Below are 18,249 nucleotides of genomic sequence, written 5' to 3'. Positions count from 1 at the left end.
GCGGCAGGAACGATCGGGGAAGGGAAAAATTTGGAAAAGGAAAGACGGGGTCAAAAGCGGAACGGGACAGCCCGTTCCGCGCTCGTCTTGTCCGGAGTTACCGGGCCTCGCTCTCGGCGAAGTGACCATTGGCGGCCGGCGCCGCCGGGGGCGCCACTGCGCCGACGATGGTGCCGAGATCGTCAAGGAATTCCTCGACCCGGCCGCCCTTCAGCGAGGAAAGAAGCCTCTCCTCGATGCGGTGCACGATCGGCGTCACGGCCTTGAACAGGCGCGTGCCTTCTTCGGTGATCTTCACCTCGTAGGCGCGCGCATCCTCTTTGTCGCGCTTGCGCTGAATAATGCCCTTTTTGAGCATCCGGCGCACGATGTCCGCCATCGTAGAGCGGTCGATGCCCGTTGCATCGACCAGCTTGCTCTGGCTGAGCCCTTCCGAATGGGCGAGGGCGAACAGCACGGCATACTGCCGGGCCGTCAGATCGTAAGACGACATCTCAGTCTGATAGATCTCGGTGACCACTTGGACGGCTCGGTGGAACAGGTGCAAAGGAGACTGTCCGAGATCGGGCCCCGTAGTTTTTCGCGTCATGGCTGCTCTAAACGTCCTTTGCTCGCAGGGGTAGTCCTGGCCTGGGGATCGACAGTGGGCGGAAACCAAGATGGGAAAGCGGAAAACGCCATTCGACTCCTCAGTGGAGAAATTGTATTGAAATGCAAAGGGGAGCAGGGCGCTCGCACCACGCGGCGCTATTTGTCGACTGACACGGCAATCCGAGCACGAGAAGACGATCGCTATGATCTATTCGACCCAGGGCGTGCACCCGAGAGAGCGGCTCAGCTACTGGCGTGAGGTTGCCACGCGCGGCTACGTCGAGCACGATTTCCAGCCCGGCGATGCCCCCTCGTTCCGGGGCAGCGTGCAGATCACGAGCCTGCCCGGGCTAGGCCTCTCAACATTTAACGCAGATGCGCATCACGTGCAGCGCTCTGAGCGCAACGCATCCCACGAGGACAGCGGCGACCTCTTGCTCAGCGGCCTCTTCGCGGGAGAGGTCGGCTTCATGCAGGACGGCCGCGAGAGCACGCTCCAGGGCCGCGGCCTTTACCTGGTCGACCCCGTCCGCCCCTTCGAGCTGACGCTGCGCGAGCACTGCACACACGTCATCGTCAAGATCCCGCGCTCCTCGCTCGAAGCGCGCATCGGCAATACCGCCGATCTGACCGGCCGTCCTATCGACACCTCCACGGGCATCGGATCGCTGACGATGGGGTTCATCGAGATGCTTCCCCAACAGGCCGAAACGCTCGACGGCGTATCGGGGCTAAAGGTGGCGGAGCAGATTCTCGATCTCGCAGCTCTCACGCTGAACGGCAGCCGCGAGCGCAAGACCACGCTCTCCTCGCCCAAGGCGACCGCGCTCCTTCACCTGAAAGCCACCATCGAGCGGCTCTTGATCGAGCCGGGCCTCAAGCCTGAGCGCATTGCCGCAGAGGCGGGTATTTCCGTACGCTACGCCAATGCCCTGCTCGCCGAGGAAAACACGTCTCTCGAGCGCTATCTGGTCGACCGGCGGCTCGAGCGATGCCGCAATGCGCTCGAGGATGCGGCTCAGTCCCACCGCAGCATCGGCGAGATCGCGTTCAAATGGGGCTTCTCTGATCTCTCCCACTTCGGCCGGCGCTTCAAGGGCCGTTACGGCCTGACGCCGACGGACTTCCGCCGCCACATGGAGCGGCAAACGGAGAGCGCGCAGGCGCTGGAAGCCCGCATCCGCAAGGGCCAGAGAACTTCGGCACTCTGCCTTCCCGGAAGCTGATCTCCCCCGACGGCGGACGAACAGTGCGCCGTGACGCAAGGTGACAACGTGCGCCGAGCGTGCTTAGACCGAAGCTCGCTTCGGACCCAATGCCTCCGAATAGCCAATCATCGGTGCGAGCCAAAGCCGAACGCCGCTTCGGAGCCTCGCTCTGAGAACCTGCAAGAAGCCTAGATGTCGAAAAAGATAGCCGGCCCCGAGATCGAGCGGCTTGTCCAGCTCCTAGCACGTCTACCCGGACTTGGGCCGCGTTCTGCCCGCAAGGCGGCGCTGGCCCTGTTGAAGCGGCGTGAGGATCTGCTCGTACCGCTCTCGGATGCCCTTGCCGTCGCCGTCCGCACCATTGTCGAATGCCCCGTATGCGGCAGCCTCGACACCGTGGCGCCCTGCACCGTCTGCCGCGACGAGCGGCGGGACAGGTCGCTCATCGTCGTGGTCGAGGAGATGGGAGATCTCTGGGCGCTCGAAAGAGCCGCCGTCATCAACGCGCCCTATCACGTCCTCGGCGGCCACCTCTCGCCGCTCGACGGCATCGGACCCGACCGCCTCAACATCGCGACGCTGATCGACCGCGCCGCCTCCGGAGAGGTGAAGGAGGTCATCCTGGCGCTCAACGCCACCGTGGAAGGACAGTCCACCGCGCACTATCTGACTGAGCAACTGGCCCCCACCGGCGTCGTGGTGTCGCGTCTCGCCCAGGGTGTCCCCATCGGCGGCGAGCTCGACTATCTCGACGAAGGAACGCTGGCCGCCGCCATCAAATCCCGCAAACGGATCTGAGCGAAAGGCCCCGGGCAAAGCCGGCCGAGCAGCACGCATCTGAAACACCTCGCGCGTCACCCCGAGCATCCGCCCGCAAGGACAACGATGAACGCCCCCACAAAAGCGGAAGCTCTCCCACGCGCCCCGGCGAAGTTCGTCGTGGGATCGCTCCTGCGCCATATCCTGGTCATGAGCGGCGCGGGTGGTGTCGGGCTCGGCGCGATCTTCTTGAGCGATCTCGCCAACATCGCCTTCCTCTCGCTCCTCGACGATCAGGCCGTGCTGGCCGCCGTCGGCTATGCGAGCTCCATTCTCTTCCTGATGATCGGAACCGGCATCGGCCTCTCGATCGCGTCGACGACGCTCGTGTCCCGCGCCCTCGGAGAGGGCCGCCGCCTGCGCGCCTGCCGCTTCTCGGTGAACGCACACATTGCAAACTTCGTCGCTGGCCTCGCTGCCGCCGCTCTCATCTACTTCGCCATACCGTGGTTCCTGACGCTCTTCGGCGCAACCGGGCGCACGCACGATCTCGCCGCGCGGTATCTCTACATTCTCGTGCCGTCGATCCCCGTGTTGACGCTCGCCATGACGTCGGCCGCCGTGCTCCGCTCCATCGGAGACGCGCGCCGCGCCATGAACATCACGCTCTACGGCGCCATCATCAACACCATCCTCGATCCCATCTTCATCATCGTGATGGGCCTCGGCATCGAAGGCGCGGCGTGGGCCACGGTCATCGCGCGCATCGTCTTCATGCTGGTGGGGCTCTACGGCGTCATTGGCGTGCACGGGCTCGTCGCTAGGCCCCGGCTGCCCGCGCTCCTCGTCGACATTCCGGCCATGGCATCCATCGCCGTCCCCGCCATCCTTACCAACGTCGCCACACCCGTTTCCAACGCCTACGTCACCGCCGCCATCGCGACGCACGGCGACGACGCGGTCGCGGGCTGGGCCATCATCGGCCGCATCCTTCCGGTGGCGTTCGGCACCATCTACGCGCTCTCGTCCTCCATCGGCCCCATCATCGGCCAGAACTACGGGGCCCGCGAGGGAGACCGCGTGCGACAAGCGTTCAGGCTGGCGCTCGCCGTCAACGGCGCGTTCACGCTCGCCGCCTGGATCGTGCTGGCGCTGCTGTCAGCCCATCTCGTCCGTCTGTTCGGAGCGACAGGCGACGCCGCAGCTCTGATCAACCTCTTCAACTATTGGCTCGCCCCCCTGTTTGCCTTCATGGGCGCCCTGTTCGTCGCAAACGCCGTTTTCAACACGCTGGACTTCCCCCACTACGCGACGCTCTTGAACTGGGGCCGGGCCACGCTCGGAACCATCCCCGTGGTTCACCTGGGCAGCTCGCTCGCGGGAGCGGAGGGCGCACTCGCCGGGCACATGGTTGGCGGCATCCTGTTCGGGTGCCTCAGCGTCTGGCTTTGCAGGCACCTCATCGAGAAACTGCTATCCGAGCCCTTCCGGCACATCTGAAGCTGTGCATATCCCGGCGCTTATACCGGTCGCCTTTCCTTGGCGATGCGCGCTGCCGTGGGATAGGATTTACCCCGATATACGAATCGACATGAGCGGCCTCGCGCAGTGACCAAACCAGTATCGGAACGCATCGCCTTGGTCGCCCCATCGGCCGAGTCAGCCGCCATCCTGCGGCGGGATCTCATCGAGGCGCTCACCGCCCGCGGCCATCGCGTGCTCTGTCTCACGCCGCCCGGCCTTGGAAAATATGCGCGCATCCTGCGGGCCGCCGGTGCCCAGCAGCGCATCCTCGAACCGCCTCCCTCCCCGCTCCGCCTCGTGACCGACTGGCAGATGATTTCGAGCCTCGTCACCCAGTTCAAGGACTGGCAGCCCAACGTCGTCGTGAGCTTCGGCTTGAGAACGTCCATGCTGGCCGCCCACGCCGCGCGCCGGGCCGATGTCCGCCGCGTCGTCACCATGGTCAACGGCTTGCCGAGCGACGGCATCGAAAGCGTGGGTCGTCGCCGCTTCGCCGAGGCGCTCCGCGCCAGCGACGCCGTCGTGTTCCACAACCGCGACGACGAGCGCACGCTCGCAAGGCTCGGTCTGCTGAGGCCCAGCCTCGAAACCGTGGTCGTGCCTGGCAGCGGCATAAACCTGACCGAGTTCAGAGCCGAGCCGCTCCCCACACTCGATCAAGGCCTCGTCTTCCTGATGCTGAGCCGCCTGGAGCGCCGCCGCGGCGTCCTGGAATACAAGGCGGCCGCCCAGCGCATAAAAAAAGCTTGGCCGAACGCCGTCTTTCGCCTTGCAGGCTCACCGAGCGACGCACGCGACGCGGTGCCCCCCGAGAGCCTGGACGATGGCGGCACCCTCGAATACCTGGGCCAACTGGACGACGTGCGCCCCGCCCTCGCCGCCTGCCATGTCTACGTCTATCCCTCCTACGCCGAGGGCATGCCCCGCTCCATCCTGGAAGCGCTCGCGACGGGACGACCCGTCATCACCACGCGCACACCCGGATGCGCGGAAACGGTCGACGAGAAGGTGAGCGGCTGCCTCGTGGCTCCCGCCGACGTGGCAGAGCTTGTGGTCGCCATGGAGAGCTATCTGCGAAACCCCGGCCTTCTGTCCGCCGGATCGCGCGCCGCCCGTCTCAAGGCTGAGCGCCGCTTCGACGTGAACGATGTCAACGCCGCGCTGCTGCGCACGCTGGGCCTTACTTGATCTGGTTCGATTGAAAAAACCCGGTTACGCGGGCGCGCGATAAAGCCGTGGGCTCAGCTTCGGCAGCAGAAACGAGCGCGCCGGGTCCACCAGCATACCCGGTCTAATGGCCTGCCGGCCTAGCAGCATCCGGTGCGCGAGCCCTTCGCGATTGGTGAGCCCGAGTTCGATCGGCCACTCCCGCATACCGACGCGCAGCATCGTGCGGATGATGCAGCGGTTCTCCCGCTCGCCGCTCGAGCTTGTCACGTCGCGCGCGCCGAGCAGCTCGGCCTCGCACCAGACTGCGACCTCGGGCTGTTCCAGAAGAGGGTGAATGAGAAACCGCACGCGCGGCGCGGAAATGGGGCCAAAGGTCTCGACCGCCTCGGCATGCAGCGCCGATGTCCTGGCTCCGGTATCGACCTTTGCCTTGATCGCATAAAGCCCGAGATCCGGCAGCGCCACCCACTCGCGGCGTCCGATGATCAGCGGTTTGAGATCATGCTTCATGCGTCCGTCTCAGTGCGGGACTCACGCAATATTACATGAGAGTTGAAGACGAATGCAGGAGGATTGTCGAGCTTGGTAATAGTACTTAGCCATTAACGAAGAAGAGGTCGCACCGGACTGTACCAGGTCAGCAGATTGACCGCCGCCCCGGACTTCCCTATTTCAAGACCATGTCCACGCTGCCCATCATCACCCTGCCCGATCCCAAGCTGCGCAAGATCTCGGACCCAATCGAGAGGGTCGATGCCGAGCTGCTGAAGCTCGCCGACGATATGCTGGAGACGATGTACGACGCCCCCGGCATCGGGCTGGCAGCCGTCCAGGTCGGGGTCATGAAACGTCTGATCGTGCTCGATGTTTCCGAGGACGAGAACGAGCCGCGGCCGCTGACCCTCTTCAACCCCGAGATCCTGAAGCTCGGCACGGCCACCCGCGTGCACGAGGAAGGCTGCCTGTCGATTCCCGATTTTCGCATCGATATCGAGCGTCCGGCCACCCTGACCCTCGGCTACATCGACCGTGAGGGAAAGCCGCGTGAACTCGAGGCGGAGGGCCTGCTCGCCACCGCCATCCAACACGAGGTGGATCATCTGAACGGCAAGCTCATCATCGATTTTCTGTCGCGGCTGAAGCGCGATATGGTCGTCCGCAAATTCAAGAAGGCGGCCCGCGGCGAAGCCCCGGCCTGAGCCGCCACCCCGTCGGGACAGCCGGAGCCCTCATGCCTTTGAAGCTCGTGTTCATGGGAACGCCGGACTTTTCGGTCCCGGCCCTGGAGGCGATCGTGGCCGCGGGCCACGACGTCGTCGCGGTCTATTCCCAGCCGCCCCGCCCGGCCGGGCGGGGCATGGCCGAACGCCCCACTCCCGTTCATGCCAAGGCGGCGGCTCTCGGCATCCCCGTCCGGACGCCGCAATCCCTGAAATCGCCTGAAGAGCAAGCGGCCTTCGCGAGCCTAGGTGCCGATGCGGCCGTAGTCATCGCCTATGGCTTGCTGCTTCCGGCCGCCGTGCTCGCAGCCCCCCGCCTGGGCTGCTTCAACGTGCACGCATCGGAGCTCCCGCGATGGCGCGGCGCCGCTCCCATCCAACGCGCCATCATGGCAGGCGACGCGCACACCGCCGTAATGGTCATGCGCATGGACGAGGGGCTGGATACGGGCCCCGTCGGCCTGACGGACGTGGTGCCGATCACGCCCGACCTCACGGCCGGCGAGTTGCACGACCTGCTCTCCGAGCGCGGCGCCGCCCTGATCGTGAAGGCGCTGGCGGACCTCGAAGCCGGAACCTTCGCCACGCTCGCGCAGCCCGCGGAAGGCGTGACCTACGCCGCCAAGATCGACAAGAAGGAAAGCCAGATCGACTTCTCGAAGCCGGCCGCCGAGGTCCATAACCACGTCCGGGGCCTCTCGCCGTTTCCCGGAGCCTGGTTCGAGGCGACGCTCCAAGGCGGCAAGCCCGAGCGCATCAAGGTGCTGCGCACCACCCTCGTGGAAGGCCAGGGCCACCCCGGCGCGGTGCTCGACGACAAGCTCGCGATCGCCTGCGGGGATGGCGCTGTCCGCCTGGTGGAGATCCAGCGCGCCGGTAAGCGGGCCATGACCGCGGACGAATTCCTGCGCGGCTTCACCATTCCTCGCGGCACCCGCATCGGCCGCGCGGATTGACGGCGCGCGCCGCATTAAGCATCGCGCGCGAACGTCCAGCACAGAGCGCCGTTGTCTCCTAAACTCGCGGCAAAACGAGCTTTTGGAGCCGACGATGATCCGTAGCCTATCAGCCGGCGCTGCCGCCCTTCTCCTCACCGCCGCAACCGTCCAGGCGCAGGACGCCCACACCACCCGTATCGAGCCGTCGAACGCATACGGCGCCACCGTAACCATTGAGGAAGGCGTCCGCGTCTTCCGCCCGCTGCCCTCCGAGCGCCATGTGATCGTGAACCCCGGCGGCCGCACGCCGCTGAGCCTCAACTACTACGATCCCGTCACCGGCGTTCCCGTCCGCGGCGCCGCCCCGCGCTGAGGCCGTGGCGGCACGCTGAGCCCGGGCGAGCCCCTTTTCTGCGCGCCCTTGAGGTGCTGCGCCTGAAAGAGTAGGCAGGGGCCTTCGCCAACAAGCAAGTCTCCGCAATGCCCCGCTATCGCCTGGCTATCGAATACGACGGCACGCCGTTTGTCGGCTGGCAGATCCAATCTGCCGGCACCTCCGTGCAGGGCGCGCTCGAAACCGCAATCCTGAAGCTCACGGGATCGCCCGCCGGCATCCGTGGCGCGGGCCGCACGGACGCAGGCGTACACGCCCGCGGGCAGGTCGCTCATTTCGATATTGAGAAGGAATGGCCCGCTTCGCGCCTGCGCGATGGCATCAACTTTTATCTCAAGCCGCAGCCGATCGTCGTGATCGATTGCGCGGAGGTACCGGGCAACTTCGACGCGCGCTTCAGCGCCACCGCGCGGCACTATCTCTACCGCATCCTGGCACGGCGCTCGCCGCCTGCCCTCGATCGCAACCGGGTATGGTGGGTTCCGCGCAAGCTCGACGGCGAAGCCATGAGGGATGCCGCCTCCGCGCTTGTGGGCCGCCACGACTTCACGACCTTCCGCGCCGCTCAATGCCAGGCCAAGTCGCCGCTGCGCACACTCGACCGGTTCGATGTGAGTTTGGACGGAGAGGAAATTCGCATCACCGCCTCCGCGCGCTCGTTTCTGCACAATCAGGTGCGCTCGATGGTCGGCAGCTTGAAGCTCGTGGGTGACGGAAAATGGACCCGTGACGATCTTCGCCAGGCACTCGAAGCGCGCGACAGAACGGCTTGCGGGCCGGTCGCCCCCGCATCAGGCCTTTACCTGATGGCGGTCGACTACGGCCCGTCTGCCACGACTGATTGAAAACGAAACAACGATCCCGTTAATGGAACGCGGATTAACGCGCGACCGTCACCGGGCAATGCGCCAGATGCACCACGTCACGCGACACCGATCCGAGCATCATGCGAGAGACGGCGCTCTTGCCGCCGGTACCCACTACGATGTGATCGAAGTTGCCCTCGCGGGCATAGTCGGTGATCGCCAGCGCAAGATCGCGGCTCTCGATGCTCACCGCTTTCACGTTCGCGATGCCTGCGGACTTCGCCTCTGCGGCTGCCTTCTGAAGGACGTTCTGCAGCTCGTTTTCGGTCCAGAAGAGCGTTGCCGCTCCACCCCGGCCGTATCCGCCGATCAACTGGTTCACCGTCGCAACGGTGAGATCCCCTTTGAGAGCAAGGGCGAGCTTCGCGGCGAGATCGATTGCCGGCTTGCTATGCTCCGTGTCGTCAACTGCGCAGAGAATCTTCGTCATGATCCACCTCTTTCCTACTGACTTTCGCTCGTCGGATCACAGGATCGCAGCGACCATCATAGCAGACATTGAGTGAGATCAACCGAAAGGACGATTACTGAACGGGTACGCGGAGCATTGTAGAAAATGCTTCAACAAACGCGCGTGTTTTGCGCGCCTCGTTACCACGCATTGAAGAGGCGCCGGATGAGGCGCACATAGAGGTGACCTGGCACCCACCCGCGGCCCCACACGGTAAACGTTGCGTTGGGCTGATAGCGAAGGCGCGGCCAGATGCTGGTGGAGGCGCGCCAGATGCTGCGCGCGACCACATCGGACTCTGCGCCCGCCTCTTCCCACGCCTTCAGGTTGGGCGCGACCTGCGCCACGAAGTCGTCGTAGGCCGTGAGCCCCGGCTTCGTCGCCACCTCGCGGGAGCGCTCGAAGAAATCGGTCTTGATCATGCCGGGCTCGATGATCTTGACCTTGATGTTGTGCTGGCGGAGCTCGAACCAGAGCCCCTCGGAGAAACCTTCGAGCGCCCACTTGGTGGCGCTGTACATCGAATAGAGCGGCAGCGTCATGCGGCCTGCCGCCGATCCGACGTTGACGATCCGCCCCTGACGGCGCTCGCGCATGTGAGGCAGCACAGCGCGCGTCACGTTCAACACACCGAACAGATTGGTCTCGAACTGGCGTCGGATCTGCTCGTCCGTCTGCGCCTCGAACGGCCCCATCAGGCCATAGCCCGCGTTGTTGACGACCACGTCGATGCCGCCGCACTGGGCGATCACGTCGGCGACGGCCGCATCCACGGACGCCTGATCCGTCACATCGAGCTTGAACAGGCGGATGCGATCCGACTTGCTGGCGAGATCGCTGGTCTCGGGCTTGCGCATGGTTGCAGCCACGGTCCAGCCGCGCTGTGCGAAAAGCTCTGCCGTTGCTCTACCGATTCCGCTGGATGCGCCGGTAATAAGTACAGTCTTGTCGGCGCTCACGCAGACAACTCCAAAGAAACCCAGGACTTACTCAGTCGATCATGGAAAGGAATTCTTGCCGGGTAATCGCGTTGTCCCGGAAAATGCCGAGCATGCGGCTCGTCACCAAGTCCGTGCCCGGCTTGTGCACGCCACGCGTCGTCATGCAGTGGTGCTCGGCCTTGATGACCACGGCCACGCCTTGCGGGTTGAGCACCTTGTCGATCGTGTTGGCGATCTGAGACGTCATCTTCTCCTGGATCTGGAGACGCTTCGCATAGGTCTCGACGACACGCGCGAGCTTCGATATGCCGACCACGCGCCCGTTCGGGATGTAACCCACCCAGGCACGCCCGACGATCGGCGCCATGTGATGCTCGCAATGGCTCTCGAAACGGATCGAGCGCAGCACGATCATCTCGTCGTAGCCCTCGATCTCCTCGAACGTCTTCTGGAGGATGGCCTCCGGATCGTCGTGATAGCCGCGGAAATACTCCTGGTAAGCCTTCACGACACGCGAGGGCGTCTCCAGCAGTCCATCCCGCTCCGGATTATCGCCAGCCCAGCGAAGCAACGTGCGCACGGCCTCCTCGGCTTCGGCACGCGTGGGAGCAGGCGCCTCGGCGGCGGGAGCTTTGATGATCTTACTTTTCATGGGTGTGGGCGATTGCCTTGTAGAGAAATAACGGAACTGCTCGTGTGTTACGAAACCGGTGCCGTCCCGGATCAGTTTCGCGGGACACGGAAAGCACCCTGCGATCCGCCCCACGAGGTCCGGAAAATAAAGGGAAGCCTGACGTTTGGCCTCCCAATAACATAGTGTCGCCAAAGGGAAAGAAAAGAAGTTGGGCCGCCCCTGCGCGCGCCCCGCTCGCACCATGCTTAATGCGGGAACGCGGCACCAGGCCGCAACCTTGTGCACCGCAAGATAGACGCCATATCCCGCCGAGACGCAGAAAACAGGCAGAGAGGGACACGATGGATTGGCGAGGCGCCTTCGTGTTGGCGATGGGATTAGCCATGTTCGCCGGCGAGGCCCGCGCGGATGCCATGCTGAAGGACTTCCCCTATCCGCACCCGGTCCGGGAGTTCGTCTTCACCTCCCAGGGCCAGCCGCTCACCATGGTCTATATGGACATCGCCCCCGCAGGCACCCCCAACGGGAAAACGGCGGTGCTCTTTCACGGCAAGAACTTCTGCGGTGCCACATGGGAGGGCGTGATCGCGCCGCTGGCCACGGCCGGCTATCGGGTGGTCGTGCCCGACCAGATCGGATTCTGCCGGTCCACCAAGCCCGCCGCCTATCAGATGAGCTTGCACCAGCTCGGAGCCAACACGCACGCGCTTCTGGACAGCATCGGCGTCACCCGCCCCATCCTCGTCGGTCACTCGATGGGCGGCATGCTGGCGGCCCGCTACGCGCTGAGCTTCCCGGCCGCGACCGCAGCTCTCGTTCTCGTCAACCCCATCGGGCTCGAGGACTGGAGCGCCAAGGGCGTCCCCCCGAGCACCATCGACGAGCTGATCGAAGGCGAACGCAAGACCACGGCCGAGAGTATCAAGGCCTATCAGCAGAAAACCTACTACGATGGCCGCTGGAGACCGGAGTTCGATCGCTGGGTGGAAATGCTCGCATCAATGTACCAAGTGCCCGGCAGCGACAGCGTCGTGCTCTCGCAGGCCCGCGCCTCCGACATGATCTTCTCGCAACCGGTCGTACACGAGTTTCCGAGGCTCGCCGTGCCCACGCTCCTCCTGATCGGCGAGAAAGACACCACCGCCATTGGCAAAAACCGCGCATCCCCAGAGGTCGCCAAGACACTCGGCAATTACCCCGAGCTTGCACGTGAAGCCGAAAGCCGTATCAAGGGCGCGCGCCTGATCGCCTTTCCGAAGCTCGGACACGCCCCCCACATTGAGGAGCCGGAGGCATTCAATGCCGCGCTGCTCGATGCCCTCACATCGCTTCCTTCAACCCCTTGAGCCCTGACCGTTCCATGTCCTCACCGGATGAACCCGAAACCCGCACGCACACGCCAGACCGCATCTCCGCCCCCGAGGCGCTGATCTACGCAATGGTGACGGTGTCGGCCGCCGACCGCACCATCACAACGGAGGAACTGGCCCGCATCGGGTCCATCGTGCGCGAGCTGCCGCCCTTCCAGTCCTATACGGACAACTGGCTGGCGGATGCCGCGCAGGAATGCGGCAAGCTTCTGAAGAAGCCAGGCGGCGTTGACAACGTCCTCGCCATCGTCAAGCGGAGCCTGTCACCGCGCCTCTACGAGACCGCCTACGTGCTGTGCGCAGAGGTCGCCGTGTCGGATCTCTCTGTTCACAATGACGAGGAGCGCTTCCTGACCCTGCTCGCGGACACGCTTGAGCTGGAAAAGCCGACCTGCGCCGCGCTCCTGCGTGGCGCCCGCGCGCGCCATCAGACAGTCTGAGCGCAGCGCTCGGCGAAACGCGCAATCTCGCCCGCTGCCATGGCGAGGTTATCCTCCAGCGTCACGCCGGAGCTGCGCCGCGGCGCCAGATCGTGGTCGCCGTCCCGCGCCCAAGCAACCGCGATCGAAGGCGGCAAGCCGTAGGCCGCAACCTCCTCCACGCCGCCGAACGGATCGCGCTCGCCCTGCACGATCAGCGTCGGGCAAGTGAGGCCGAGGAGGTGGGCGGTTCGCAGCGCATGAGGCTGTTTCGGCGGATGAAACGGATAGCCGAGGCACACGAGCCCCGAGATTCGCTTGGCGTCGAAAAAGGCCTGTGCCCCGAGACTGGCAACACGCCCGCCCAGAGACTTCCCGCCGATCAGGATTCGTTTTCCAGCCCCCGCTTCAGCGGAAATCCGCGCGAGCGCCGCGTCATACTCGGCGATCAGCGCCTCTGCCTTCGGAGGCGGCTTGCGCGATCCCATGGCAACGCGCGCCGCCATGTAAGAAAAATTGAACCGCGCCACGCGAAGACCCGCCTCGCCCAGAAGCTCGGCAACGCGCCCCATCCAGGGGCTCGTCATCGGCGCGCCCGCACCCGGCGCCAGCACCAGCACTGTCTCGGCGTTACGAGGTCCTGTGATGAGCAGATCGGTCACGGCACACTCGGATTTGCGGGGCTGATGGATCGCAGACGAGCCGCGCGAGACATTTCGCGACAACGCCTCCGGATCATCACATAGGCTCTCGGTCCGGTCACGGTCGCGACGACAAAAACTGATCGCCCGTCAGAACAATTTCCACGCGATTCGACGAGGTCGTCGCAATTTGGCCCCGCCATCGGCTAGGATGACCCCATCTGATTTGCTGCGGGGTTTCATGGCATTCGCCCGACGCGTCGCAATTTGGCTGTTCACGCCGTTGCTCGTGCTGTCCGGACCCGTCGCGGCCGAGGACAGCCGAGGTGCGAGCCAGACCGCGAGCGAGGAAACCGCGCGCACGTGGCACGGCCCCGCCGCGGCCACCGCTGAAGCCGCCGCAGCGGCCGAGGCCGCCAAGGACGCCGTAGTTCCGCCCGCCCCCAAGCCTGCAGAGCGGCCCGCTCCTCAAGCGCCCGCAAAAGCTGCCGCCCCGGCATCACCCCCCGCAAAAGCGCCGGCTGCCGCCGCACCCGCCGAAAAGGCCGCGGCCGCGAAGGCGGACCCGAAGGATACAAAGGACGCCGCTGCCGACAAGGAAAAGCCGAAGAAGCCGGCTCTCTCCGCCAAGCAGCTTTTCGGCTCCGTGAAGTCGGCAGCTCCCCTCGCGGCCCGCGCCGTTGGCTGGTACGCCAAAGGCTGCCTGGCAGGCGCCAAGCCGCTCGCCGTCGACGGCCCCGGCTGGCAGGTGATGCGCTTGTCCCGCAACCGCATGTGGGGACATCCCGATCTCATCAAGATCATCGAACGCCTAGCACGTGAGAGCACCGCCAACAAGGAATGGCCGGGTCTTCTCGTCGGCGACATTTCGCAACCGCGCGGCGGCCCGATGATCTCGGGCCACGCAAGCCATCAGGTGGGGCTCGACGCCGACATCTGGCTGACGCCCATGCCGGACCGCAAGCTCACGCGCCGCGAGCGTGAGGACATGTCGGCCGTTTCCATGATCTCGAATTACAGCTCGGTCGATCCGAAGGTTTGGGGCGAAGGTCAGGTGAAGCTGATCAAGCGCGCCGCGTCCTATTCTGCCGTGGAGCGCATTCTCGTCCACCCCGCGATCAAGAAAGCGCTCTGCGAAGCCGCCCCCAAGGATGATCGGGCGTGGCTGAGCAAGGTGCGCCCCTACTTCGGGCACTTCTACCATTTCCACATGCGCATCGGCTGCCCGAAAGGATCCGCCAATTGCCAGCATCAGCCCCCCGTTCCCGGCGATGACGGTTGCGATGGGGAACTGAAGGATTGGCTGAAGAAAGTCGCGCCGAAGCCCAAGCCGCCGGTCGATGCGTCGAAGCCGCCGCCGAAGCCTTCCAAGCCTGCGCCGCCCAAGCCCGAGATGACGCTCGCCGATCTTCCGGCCGATTGCCGCACGGTGCTGACGGCAGGCGGAAACGTGCCGCCGACCGAGCCCGCTCAATTGGTTGATACGAGTAAGAATGCCGGCCCTGCGGCGCCTCCCGAGAAGGACGTGGCCGCGACCGACGCCGCACCCGCTGCCGGCAGCGCGCCGCCGCCGTCTAAAGCTGGGCGATAAGACTTAGACCATTGCGCCAGGGCGTAGCGGCGGATGGCCGAACGGCCGCACCGGCACCGTGTAGACGCGCTCCGCCGCGATGGCGACGATCTCCCGCTCGGGCCAGCGCAAGGCCGAGAGGTTTCCACCGAAACAGCATCCGGTATCGATGCAGATGGTGTTGTGGACCCAGCCCGCCGCAGGCACGGGCGTGTGACCGTAGACGATGGCTGTGCGGCCCCGGTATTCGGCCGCCCAGTGATAGCGGATCGGAAGCCCGAACTCATCGGTCTCCCCCGACGTTTCCCCGTAGAGACAGAAGCGGCGAACCTCGCCGGACACGCGCCCCAGCATCTCCTCCTTGATGCCGGCATGCGCCACGGCAAGCCGCCCGCCTTCGAGCCACACGTAGATCGGGAGCGTAGTGAAGAACTCCCGCACGCGATTGCGGAAAGCTTTCGTCTCGCCTTCGAATTGCGCGATCGTGCGGTCGAGCCCATGCGTCGGCTTCACGTCCTTGCCGTCGAGCCAGCGCAGGAACTTGACGTCGTGATTGCCGGGCACCGCAAAAGCCGCCCCGCTTTCCACCATGCTCATGACGATACGCAGCACGTCGGGCGAGCGCGGCCCGCGGTCCACGAGATCGCCGACGAAAATGGCCCGGCGCCCAGCAGGCGGAACAACCTCCACGGAAGCCGTGCCGGGCGTTCCGCTCCAGCGCACATCGTAGCCGAGACGCGTGAGCAGCGTCTCGAGCTCACCCGCGCAACCGTGCACGTCTCCGATGATGTCGAACGGACCGCTAACCTCTCTCCGGTCGGAGCGGGCCCGTGGATCGTCAAGCTCGATGTCGGTCATGGCGATGGTCAGATACGTGCGCACAATGTCGCGCACATGACGATTAAGTTTCAATAAAATCTTCGACTTGCCGCCTGGGGCGCGGAACGTCCGTCACGAAGGGCGCAAGGTGCGCGAGACCCGCCGGAACCGGGCCGCCATAGGCCCAATCCAGCAGCTCGACCGTATGCACGAGCGGAATATCGAGGCCCGTGGTGAGCTGGGTCATGCAGCCGATGTTCCCGGCCGCCACCACATCGGCCCGCGTGGAGCGAATGTGGTCCTGCTTGCGCTTCTTGAGCTGGCCCGCGATCTCAGGCTGGAGGATGTTGTAGGTTCCGGCCGACCCGCAGCAAATGTGACCTTCCGGCACATCCACCACAGCAAAACCGGCCTGTTTCAGGAGAGCGCGCGGCTCGTCATGGATGCGCTGCCCGTGTTGCAGCGAGCAGGCCGAATGATAGGCCACCCTGAGCGACGACCAGCGCTCCGGCGCGCCGAGCTGGTACTCGTAGAGGAATTCCGACACGTCCTTCGCAAGGCTCGAGATCTTCTCCGCCCGCTCCGCATAGGCCGGATCGCCGCGCATCATGTGCCCGTAGTCTTTGACGGTCGTGCCGCAGCCTGAGGCATTGACGATGATGGCATCGATCTCGCCGCGGTTGATCTCCTTCGACCACGCGTCGATGTTGCGCCGGGCGAGCTTCATCGCCTCGGCTTCGCGGCCCATGTGCTGCACGATGGCGCCACAGCAGCCCGATCCGTTCGCCACCACCACGTCGACGCCACGCCGCGCAAGCAGCCGGATGGTGGCATCGTTGATGTCCGGGCGAAGCACCGGCTGCACACACCCCGTCATAAGGATCACGCGGGCACGCCGTTCGCTATGGGTCACGGCCGTTCCCGGTCCGCCGAAGCGCGCCTCCCGCGTGATGGCGGCAGTGGGTGCCAGCGCGAGCATCGCGGCCACTTCCTTGAGGCCGACCCGTTCCAACAGCGGAATGAACGGACGCGCGAGCGGCGCGGCCTTGAGCGCCAGCCGGAAACGCCTCGGATAGGGAATGAGGAACGCGAGCAGATTGCGCAGCGACCGTTCCTTGAAGCTGCGCGGGGTCTTCTCCTCGATCTCGGCGCGCGCCAGATCCACGAGATGCATGTAGTCGACGCCGCTCGGGCAGGTGGACATGCACGAGAGGCACGAAAGACAACGATCGATATGGTGGCGGATCTGATGCGTCGGCGCGCGCTCCGTCCCGCGCTCCATCATGTCCTTGATCAGGTAGATACGCCCGCGCGGAGAATCGCGCTCGTCCCCGAGCACCACGTAGGTCGAGCAGACCGCCGTGCAGAGCCCGCAATGCACGCACCGCTTCAGGATCCGGTCGGCCTCGGCCACACGCGGATCAGCGAGCTGCTCGGACGTGAAGTTGGTCTGCATCGTTGGTCATTCGCTCCGAAGAGATCTCGCCGTGACGGGTCGCGTCCTGCTCACATCGTTGCGTACATGCGGCCGGGATTGAGCAGGCGCAACGGATCGAACGCCTGCTTGATGCCCCGTGTGATGCGATCCACCGCGGGTCCGAGCGGCTGGAACACCTCGACGGTGCGGCGCACGGCTTCATCCGCGCGGATCAGCGTCGCATGCCCGCCGTGCGTGGCAACAGCGCGGCGGATATCGGCGCTGCCCGCATCTGCCGTCGCGGGCGTTTCGAGCCACACGAGGCCGCCGGACCAGTCGTAGAACGCTTCGACCTTCATATGCCTGCGGATCGCCGCCACCAAAGGAGCCGCCGCGCTTGGCGTGGTCGAAATCCGCCACAGGTGTGTGCCGTTGGGCGGCATGAACGACAGCCGCCTCACCTCAGCCCAGAACTCGAGCGAGCTTTCGAGCTCGAGTTCGAGCGGCGCGCCATAGGCCGAAAGCACCTCGCGAAGCTTCAGCTTGCGATAGCTGATCGACCGGGTGAAGTTCTCGAGCCGGATTGCGGTGAGCGACCGCGGCTCCTTGGAAAGCCCCTTGTGCGCGAGCCGCCCCGCGAGCGCCTGCGAAAGATGCACGGTGCCCGACACCTCGTAGGGCTGCGCGAGCGCAAGGCTCATCAGCTCGACGGCGAGATCCTCCGTAAGATCGGGATAGACGAGCGTGAGCACGTCGTCCGGCAGCGGCAGCACCTTGAAGGTAACTTCGGAGAGAACGGCCAGCGTGCCCCAGCTCCCGGCAAGGCCGCGCGCCACGTCATAGCCCGTCACGTTCTTCATGACGCGCCCGCCGGATTTGAAGATCTCCGCCCGCCCGTTCACGCCCCTCACGCCAAGCAGATAGTCCCGCGCCGCCCCCGCCGCGATACGGCGCGAGCCCGAGATATTGGCCACGAATATCGCGCCGATCGTCTGCAGCCCTGCATCGGTCCCGAGCGCGGGCCCGAGATCGATCGGCTCGAACGGCAGCATCTGCCCGCGCGAAGCGAGCTCCACCTCGATCTGCGACAGCGGCGTTCCCGCCCGCGCAGCCATCACCAGTTCCGACGGCTCGTAGAGCGAGATGCCGCGCATGGCCCCTGTCGTCATCGCAACGGGCGCCGCCACCGGACGCCCCACACCGCGCTTCGTCCCGGCTCCCAGAATCTCGACGGGAATGCCGCGCTCGGAGAGCGCGGTCATCATGCTCTTGAGCTCCCACTCGGTCGCTGGCCTCATGATGTCGTCCATGATGCCT

At 65.2% G+C, this 18,249-nt stretch carries 20 protein-coding genes; 11 read left to right on the top strand and 9 right to left on the bottom strand.

What is annotated here, in order from left to right:
* Window positions 1–97 precede the first annotated feature (97 nt).
* The gene (locus tag PE058_RS04555; RefSeq protein WP_051113734.1) at window positions 98–589 is read right to left on the bottom strand and encodes a MarR family winged helix-turn-helix transcriptional regulator; all 492 of its coding nucleotides are present in this window, start codon (window positions 587–589) and stop codon (window positions 98–100) included.
* Window positions 590–794: 205 nt separating this feature from the next.
* Here PE058_RS04555 and PE058_RS04550 point away from each other — a divergent pair, with 205 nt between their 5' ends.
* From PE058_RS04550 to PE058_RS04535, 4 genes are all read left to right on the top strand, one after another.
* Entirely contained in the window at window positions 795–1,817 is a 1,023-nt protein-coding gene (locus tag PE058_RS04550; RefSeq protein ID WP_020084180.1) for a helix-turn-helix domain-containing protein, read from the top strand.
* Window positions 1,818–1,991: 174 nt separating this feature from the next.
* On the top strand, window positions 1,992–2,597 hold the full coding sequence (gene recR, locus PE058_RS04545; RefSeq protein WP_020084179.1) for a recombination mediator RecR: 606 nt from the start codon (window positions 1,992–1,994) through the stop codon (window positions 2,595–2,597).
* Between the two features lie 87 nt (window positions 2,598–2,684).
* Window positions 2,685–4,058 carry an MATE family efflux transporter gene (locus PE058_RS04540; protein ID WP_271029986.1) on the top strand — a complete coding sequence of 458 codons (1,374 nt, stop codon included), beginning with the start codon at window positions 2,685–2,687 and terminating at the stop codon, window positions 4,056–4,058.
* A gap of 108 nt (window positions 4,059–4,166) precedes the next feature.
* Entirely contained in the window at window positions 4,167–5,270 is a 1,104-nt protein-coding gene (locus PE058_RS04535) for a glycosyltransferase family 4 protein (RefSeq protein WP_083929024.1), read from the top strand.
* 24 nt (window positions 5,271–5,294) lie between these two features.
* Here PE058_RS04535 and PE058_RS04530 read toward each other — a convergent pair whose 3' ends face one another.
* Window positions 5,295–5,762: an ATP-dependent zinc protease family protein gene (locus tag PE058_RS04530; protein WP_020084176.1), complete on the bottom strand. Its 468-nt coding sequence runs from the start codon at window positions 5,760–5,762 to the stop codon at window positions 5,295–5,297.
* A 170-nt stretch (window positions 5,763–5,932) separates the two neighbouring features.
* Here PE058_RS04530 and def point away from each other — a divergent pair, with 170 nt between their 5' ends.
* From def to truA, 4 genes are all read left to right on the top strand, one after another.
* Entirely contained in the window at window positions 5,933–6,451 is a 519-nt protein-coding gene (gene def / locus PE058_RS04525; RefSeq protein WP_020084175.1) for a peptide deformylase, read from the top strand.
* Between the two features lie 32 nt (window positions 6,452–6,483).
* Window positions 6,484–7,428, top strand: coding sequence for a methionyl-tRNA formyltransferase (gene fmt / locus PE058_RS04520; protein WP_271029985.1), 945 nt, complete (start codon window positions 6,484–6,486; stop codon window positions 7,426–7,428).
* A 94-nt stretch (window positions 7,429–7,522) separates the two neighbouring features.
* Window positions 7,523–7,783: a hypothetical protein gene (locus tag PE058_RS04515; protein WP_271029984.1), complete on the top strand. Its 261-nt coding sequence runs from the start codon at window positions 7,523–7,525 to the stop codon at window positions 7,781–7,783.
* 107 nt (window positions 7,784–7,890) lie between these two features.
* The gene (gene truA, locus PE058_RS04510; RefSeq protein WP_271029983.1) at window positions 7,891–8,649 is read left to right on the top strand and encodes a tRNA pseudouridine(38-40) synthase TruA; all 759 of its coding nucleotides are present in this window, start codon (window positions 7,891–7,893) and stop codon (window positions 8,647–8,649) included.
* Window positions 8,650–8,683: 34 nt separating this feature from the next.
* Here the strand turns inward: truA and PE058_RS04505 are convergent, their stop codons facing one another.
* The 3 genes from PE058_RS04505 to folE all read right to left on the bottom strand — a co-directional run bounded on the left by PE058_RS04505 (window position 8,684) and on the right by folE (window position 10,714).
* Window positions 8,684–9,100 carry a universal stress protein gene (locus PE058_RS04505; protein WP_020084171.1) on the bottom strand — a complete coding sequence of 139 codons (417 nt, stop codon included), beginning with the start codon at window positions 9,098–9,100 and terminating at the stop codon, window positions 8,684–8,686.
* A 161-nt stretch (window positions 9,101–9,261) separates the two neighbouring features.
* The gene (locus PE058_RS04500) at window positions 9,262–10,080 is read right to left on the bottom strand and encodes an SDR family oxidoreductase (protein WP_271029982.1); all 819 of its coding nucleotides are present in this window, start codon (window positions 10,078–10,080) and stop codon (window positions 9,262–9,264) included.
* A 31-nt stretch (window positions 10,081–10,111) separates the two neighbouring features.
* On the bottom strand, window positions 10,112–10,714 hold the full coding sequence (gene folE / locus PE058_RS04495; protein WP_020084169.1) for a GTP cyclohydrolase I FolE: 603 nt from the start codon (window positions 10,712–10,714) through the stop codon (window positions 10,112–10,114).
* 323 nt (window positions 10,715–11,037) lie between these two features.
* On the opposite strand from folE, the gene PE058_RS04490 reads away from it, so the two are divergent.
* Window positions 11,038–12,042, top strand: coding sequence for an alpha/beta fold hydrolase (locus PE058_RS04490; RefSeq protein ID WP_271029981.1), 1,005 nt, complete (start codon window positions 11,038–11,040; stop codon window positions 12,040–12,042).
* A gap of 14 nt (window positions 12,043–12,056) precedes the next feature.
* Window positions 12,057–12,506 carry a tellurite resistance TerB family protein gene (locus tag PE058_RS04485; RefSeq protein ID WP_271029980.1) on the top strand — a complete coding sequence of 150 codons (450 nt, stop codon included), beginning with the start codon at window positions 12,057–12,059 and terminating at the stop codon, window positions 12,504–12,506.
* Here the strand turns inward: PE058_RS04485 and PE058_RS04480 are convergent.
* Window positions 12,494–13,147, bottom strand: coding sequence for an alpha/beta family hydrolase (locus PE058_RS04480; RefSeq protein ID WP_271029979.1), 654 nt, complete (start codon window positions 13,145–13,147; stop codon window positions 12,494–12,496). The two genes, PE058_RS04485 and PE058_RS04480, sit on opposite strands and share 13 nt — an antisense overlap.
* A 220-nt stretch (window positions 13,148–13,367) precedes the next feature.
* Here PE058_RS04480 and mepA point away from each other — a divergent pair, with 220 nt between their 5' ends.
* On the top strand, window positions 13,368–14,717 hold the full coding sequence (gene mepA / locus PE058_RS04475) for a penicillin-insensitive murein endopeptidase (RefSeq protein WP_020084165.1): 1,350 nt from the start codon (window positions 13,368–13,370) through the stop codon (window positions 14,715–14,717).
* A gap of 3 nt (window positions 14,718–14,720) precedes the next feature.
* Here the strand turns inward: mepA and PE058_RS04470 are convergent, their stop codons facing one another.
* Genes PE058_RS04470 through PE058_RS04460 form a run of 3 tightly spaced genes read right to left on the bottom strand, consistent with a single transcriptional unit; the run spans window position 14,721 to window position 18,230 of the window.
* Window positions 14,721–15,608, bottom strand: coding sequence for a metallophosphoesterase (locus PE058_RS04470; RefSeq protein ID WP_245257601.1), 888 nt, complete (start codon window positions 15,606–15,608; stop codon window positions 14,721–14,723).
* Window positions 15,598–16,971 (bottom strand): glycolate oxidase subunit GlcF, encoded by a 1,374-nt coding sequence (glcF, locus tag PE058_RS04465; protein WP_020084163.1) that lies wholly within the window; start codon window positions 16,969–16,971, stop codon window positions 15,598–15,600. Before glcF ends, PE058_RS04470 begins: the two co-directional genes overlap by 11 nt.
* A 50-nt stretch (window positions 16,972–17,021) precedes the next feature.
* Window positions 17,022–18,230 (bottom strand): FAD-binding protein, encoded by a 1,209-nt coding sequence (locus PE058_RS04460; RefSeq protein WP_271029978.1) that lies wholly within the window; start codon window positions 18,228–18,230, stop codon window positions 17,022–17,024.
* Between the last annotated feature and the right edge of the window lie 19 nt (window positions 18,231–18,249).

It is taken from the genome of Hyphomicrobium sp. DMF-1, from assembly GCF_027886585.1.
GTDB lineage: Bacteria > Pseudomonadota > Alphaproteobacteria > Rhizobiales > Hyphomicrobiaceae > Hyphomicrobium_C > Hyphomicrobium_C zavarzinii.
The sequence above is the reverse complement of the archived record's forward strand: the minus strand, read 5'-3'. Positions and strand labels throughout refer to the sequence as shown.

Coding starts and splice junctions, on each gene's coding strand:
- recR (WP_020084179.1), top strand. CDS start 1,992: ATGTCGAAAAAGATAGCCGGCCCCGAGATCGAGCGGCTTGTCCAGCTC.
- PE058_RS04485 (WP_271029980.1), top strand. CDS start 12,057: ATGTCCTCACCGGATGAACCCGAAACCCGCACGCACACGCCAGACCGC.
- mepA (WP_020084165.1), top strand. CDS start 13,368: ATGGCATTCGCCCGACGCGTCGCAATTTGGCTGTTCACGCCGTTGCTC.
- truA (WP_271029983.1), top strand. CDS start 7,891: ATGCCCCGCTATCGCCTGGCTATCGAATACGACGGCACGCCGTTTGTC.
- fmt (WP_271029985.1), top strand. CDS start 6,484: ATGCCTTTGAAGCTCGTGTTCATGGGAACGCCGGACTTTTCGGTCCCG.
- PE058_RS04555 (WP_051113734.1), bottom strand. CDS start 589: ATGACGCGAAAAACTACGGGGCCCGATCTCGGACAGTCTCCTTTGCAC.
- PE058_RS04505 (WP_020084171.1), bottom strand. CDS start 9,100: ATGACGAAGATTCTCTGCGCAGTTGACGACACGGAGCATAGCAAGCCG.
- PE058_RS04530 (WP_020084176.1), bottom strand. CDS start 5,762: ATGAAGCATGATCTCAAACCGCTGATCATCGGACGCCGCGAGTGGGTG.
- PE058_RS04460 (WP_271029978.1), bottom strand. CDS start 18,230: ATGAGGCCAGCGACCGAGTGGGAGCTCAAGAGCATGATGACCGCGCTC.
- PE058_RS04490 (WP_271029981.1), top strand. CDS start 11,038: ATGGATTGGCGAGGCGCCTTCGTGTTGGCGATGGGATTAGCCATGTTC.
- def (WP_020084175.1), top strand. CDS start 5,933: ATGTCCACGCTGCCCATCATCACCCTGCCCGATCCCAAGCTGCGCAAG.
- PE058_RS04540 (WP_271029986.1), top strand. CDS start 2,685: ATGAACGCCCCCACAAAAGCGGAAGCTCTCCCACGCGCCCCGGCGAAG.
- glcF (WP_020084163.1), bottom strand. CDS start 16,971: ATGCAGACCAACTTCACGTCCGAGCAGCTCGCTGATCCGCGTGTGGCC.
- PE058_RS04515 (WP_271029984.1), top strand. CDS start 7,523: ATGATCCGTAGCCTATCAGCCGGCGCTGCCGCCCTTCTCCTCACCGCC.
- PE058_RS04550 (WP_020084180.1), top strand. CDS start 795: ATGATCTATTCGACCCAGGGCGTGCACCCGAGAGAGCGGCTCAGCTAC.
- folE (WP_020084169.1), bottom strand. CDS start 10,714: ATGAAAAGTAAGATCATCAAAGCTCCCGCCGCCGAGGCGCCTGCTCCC.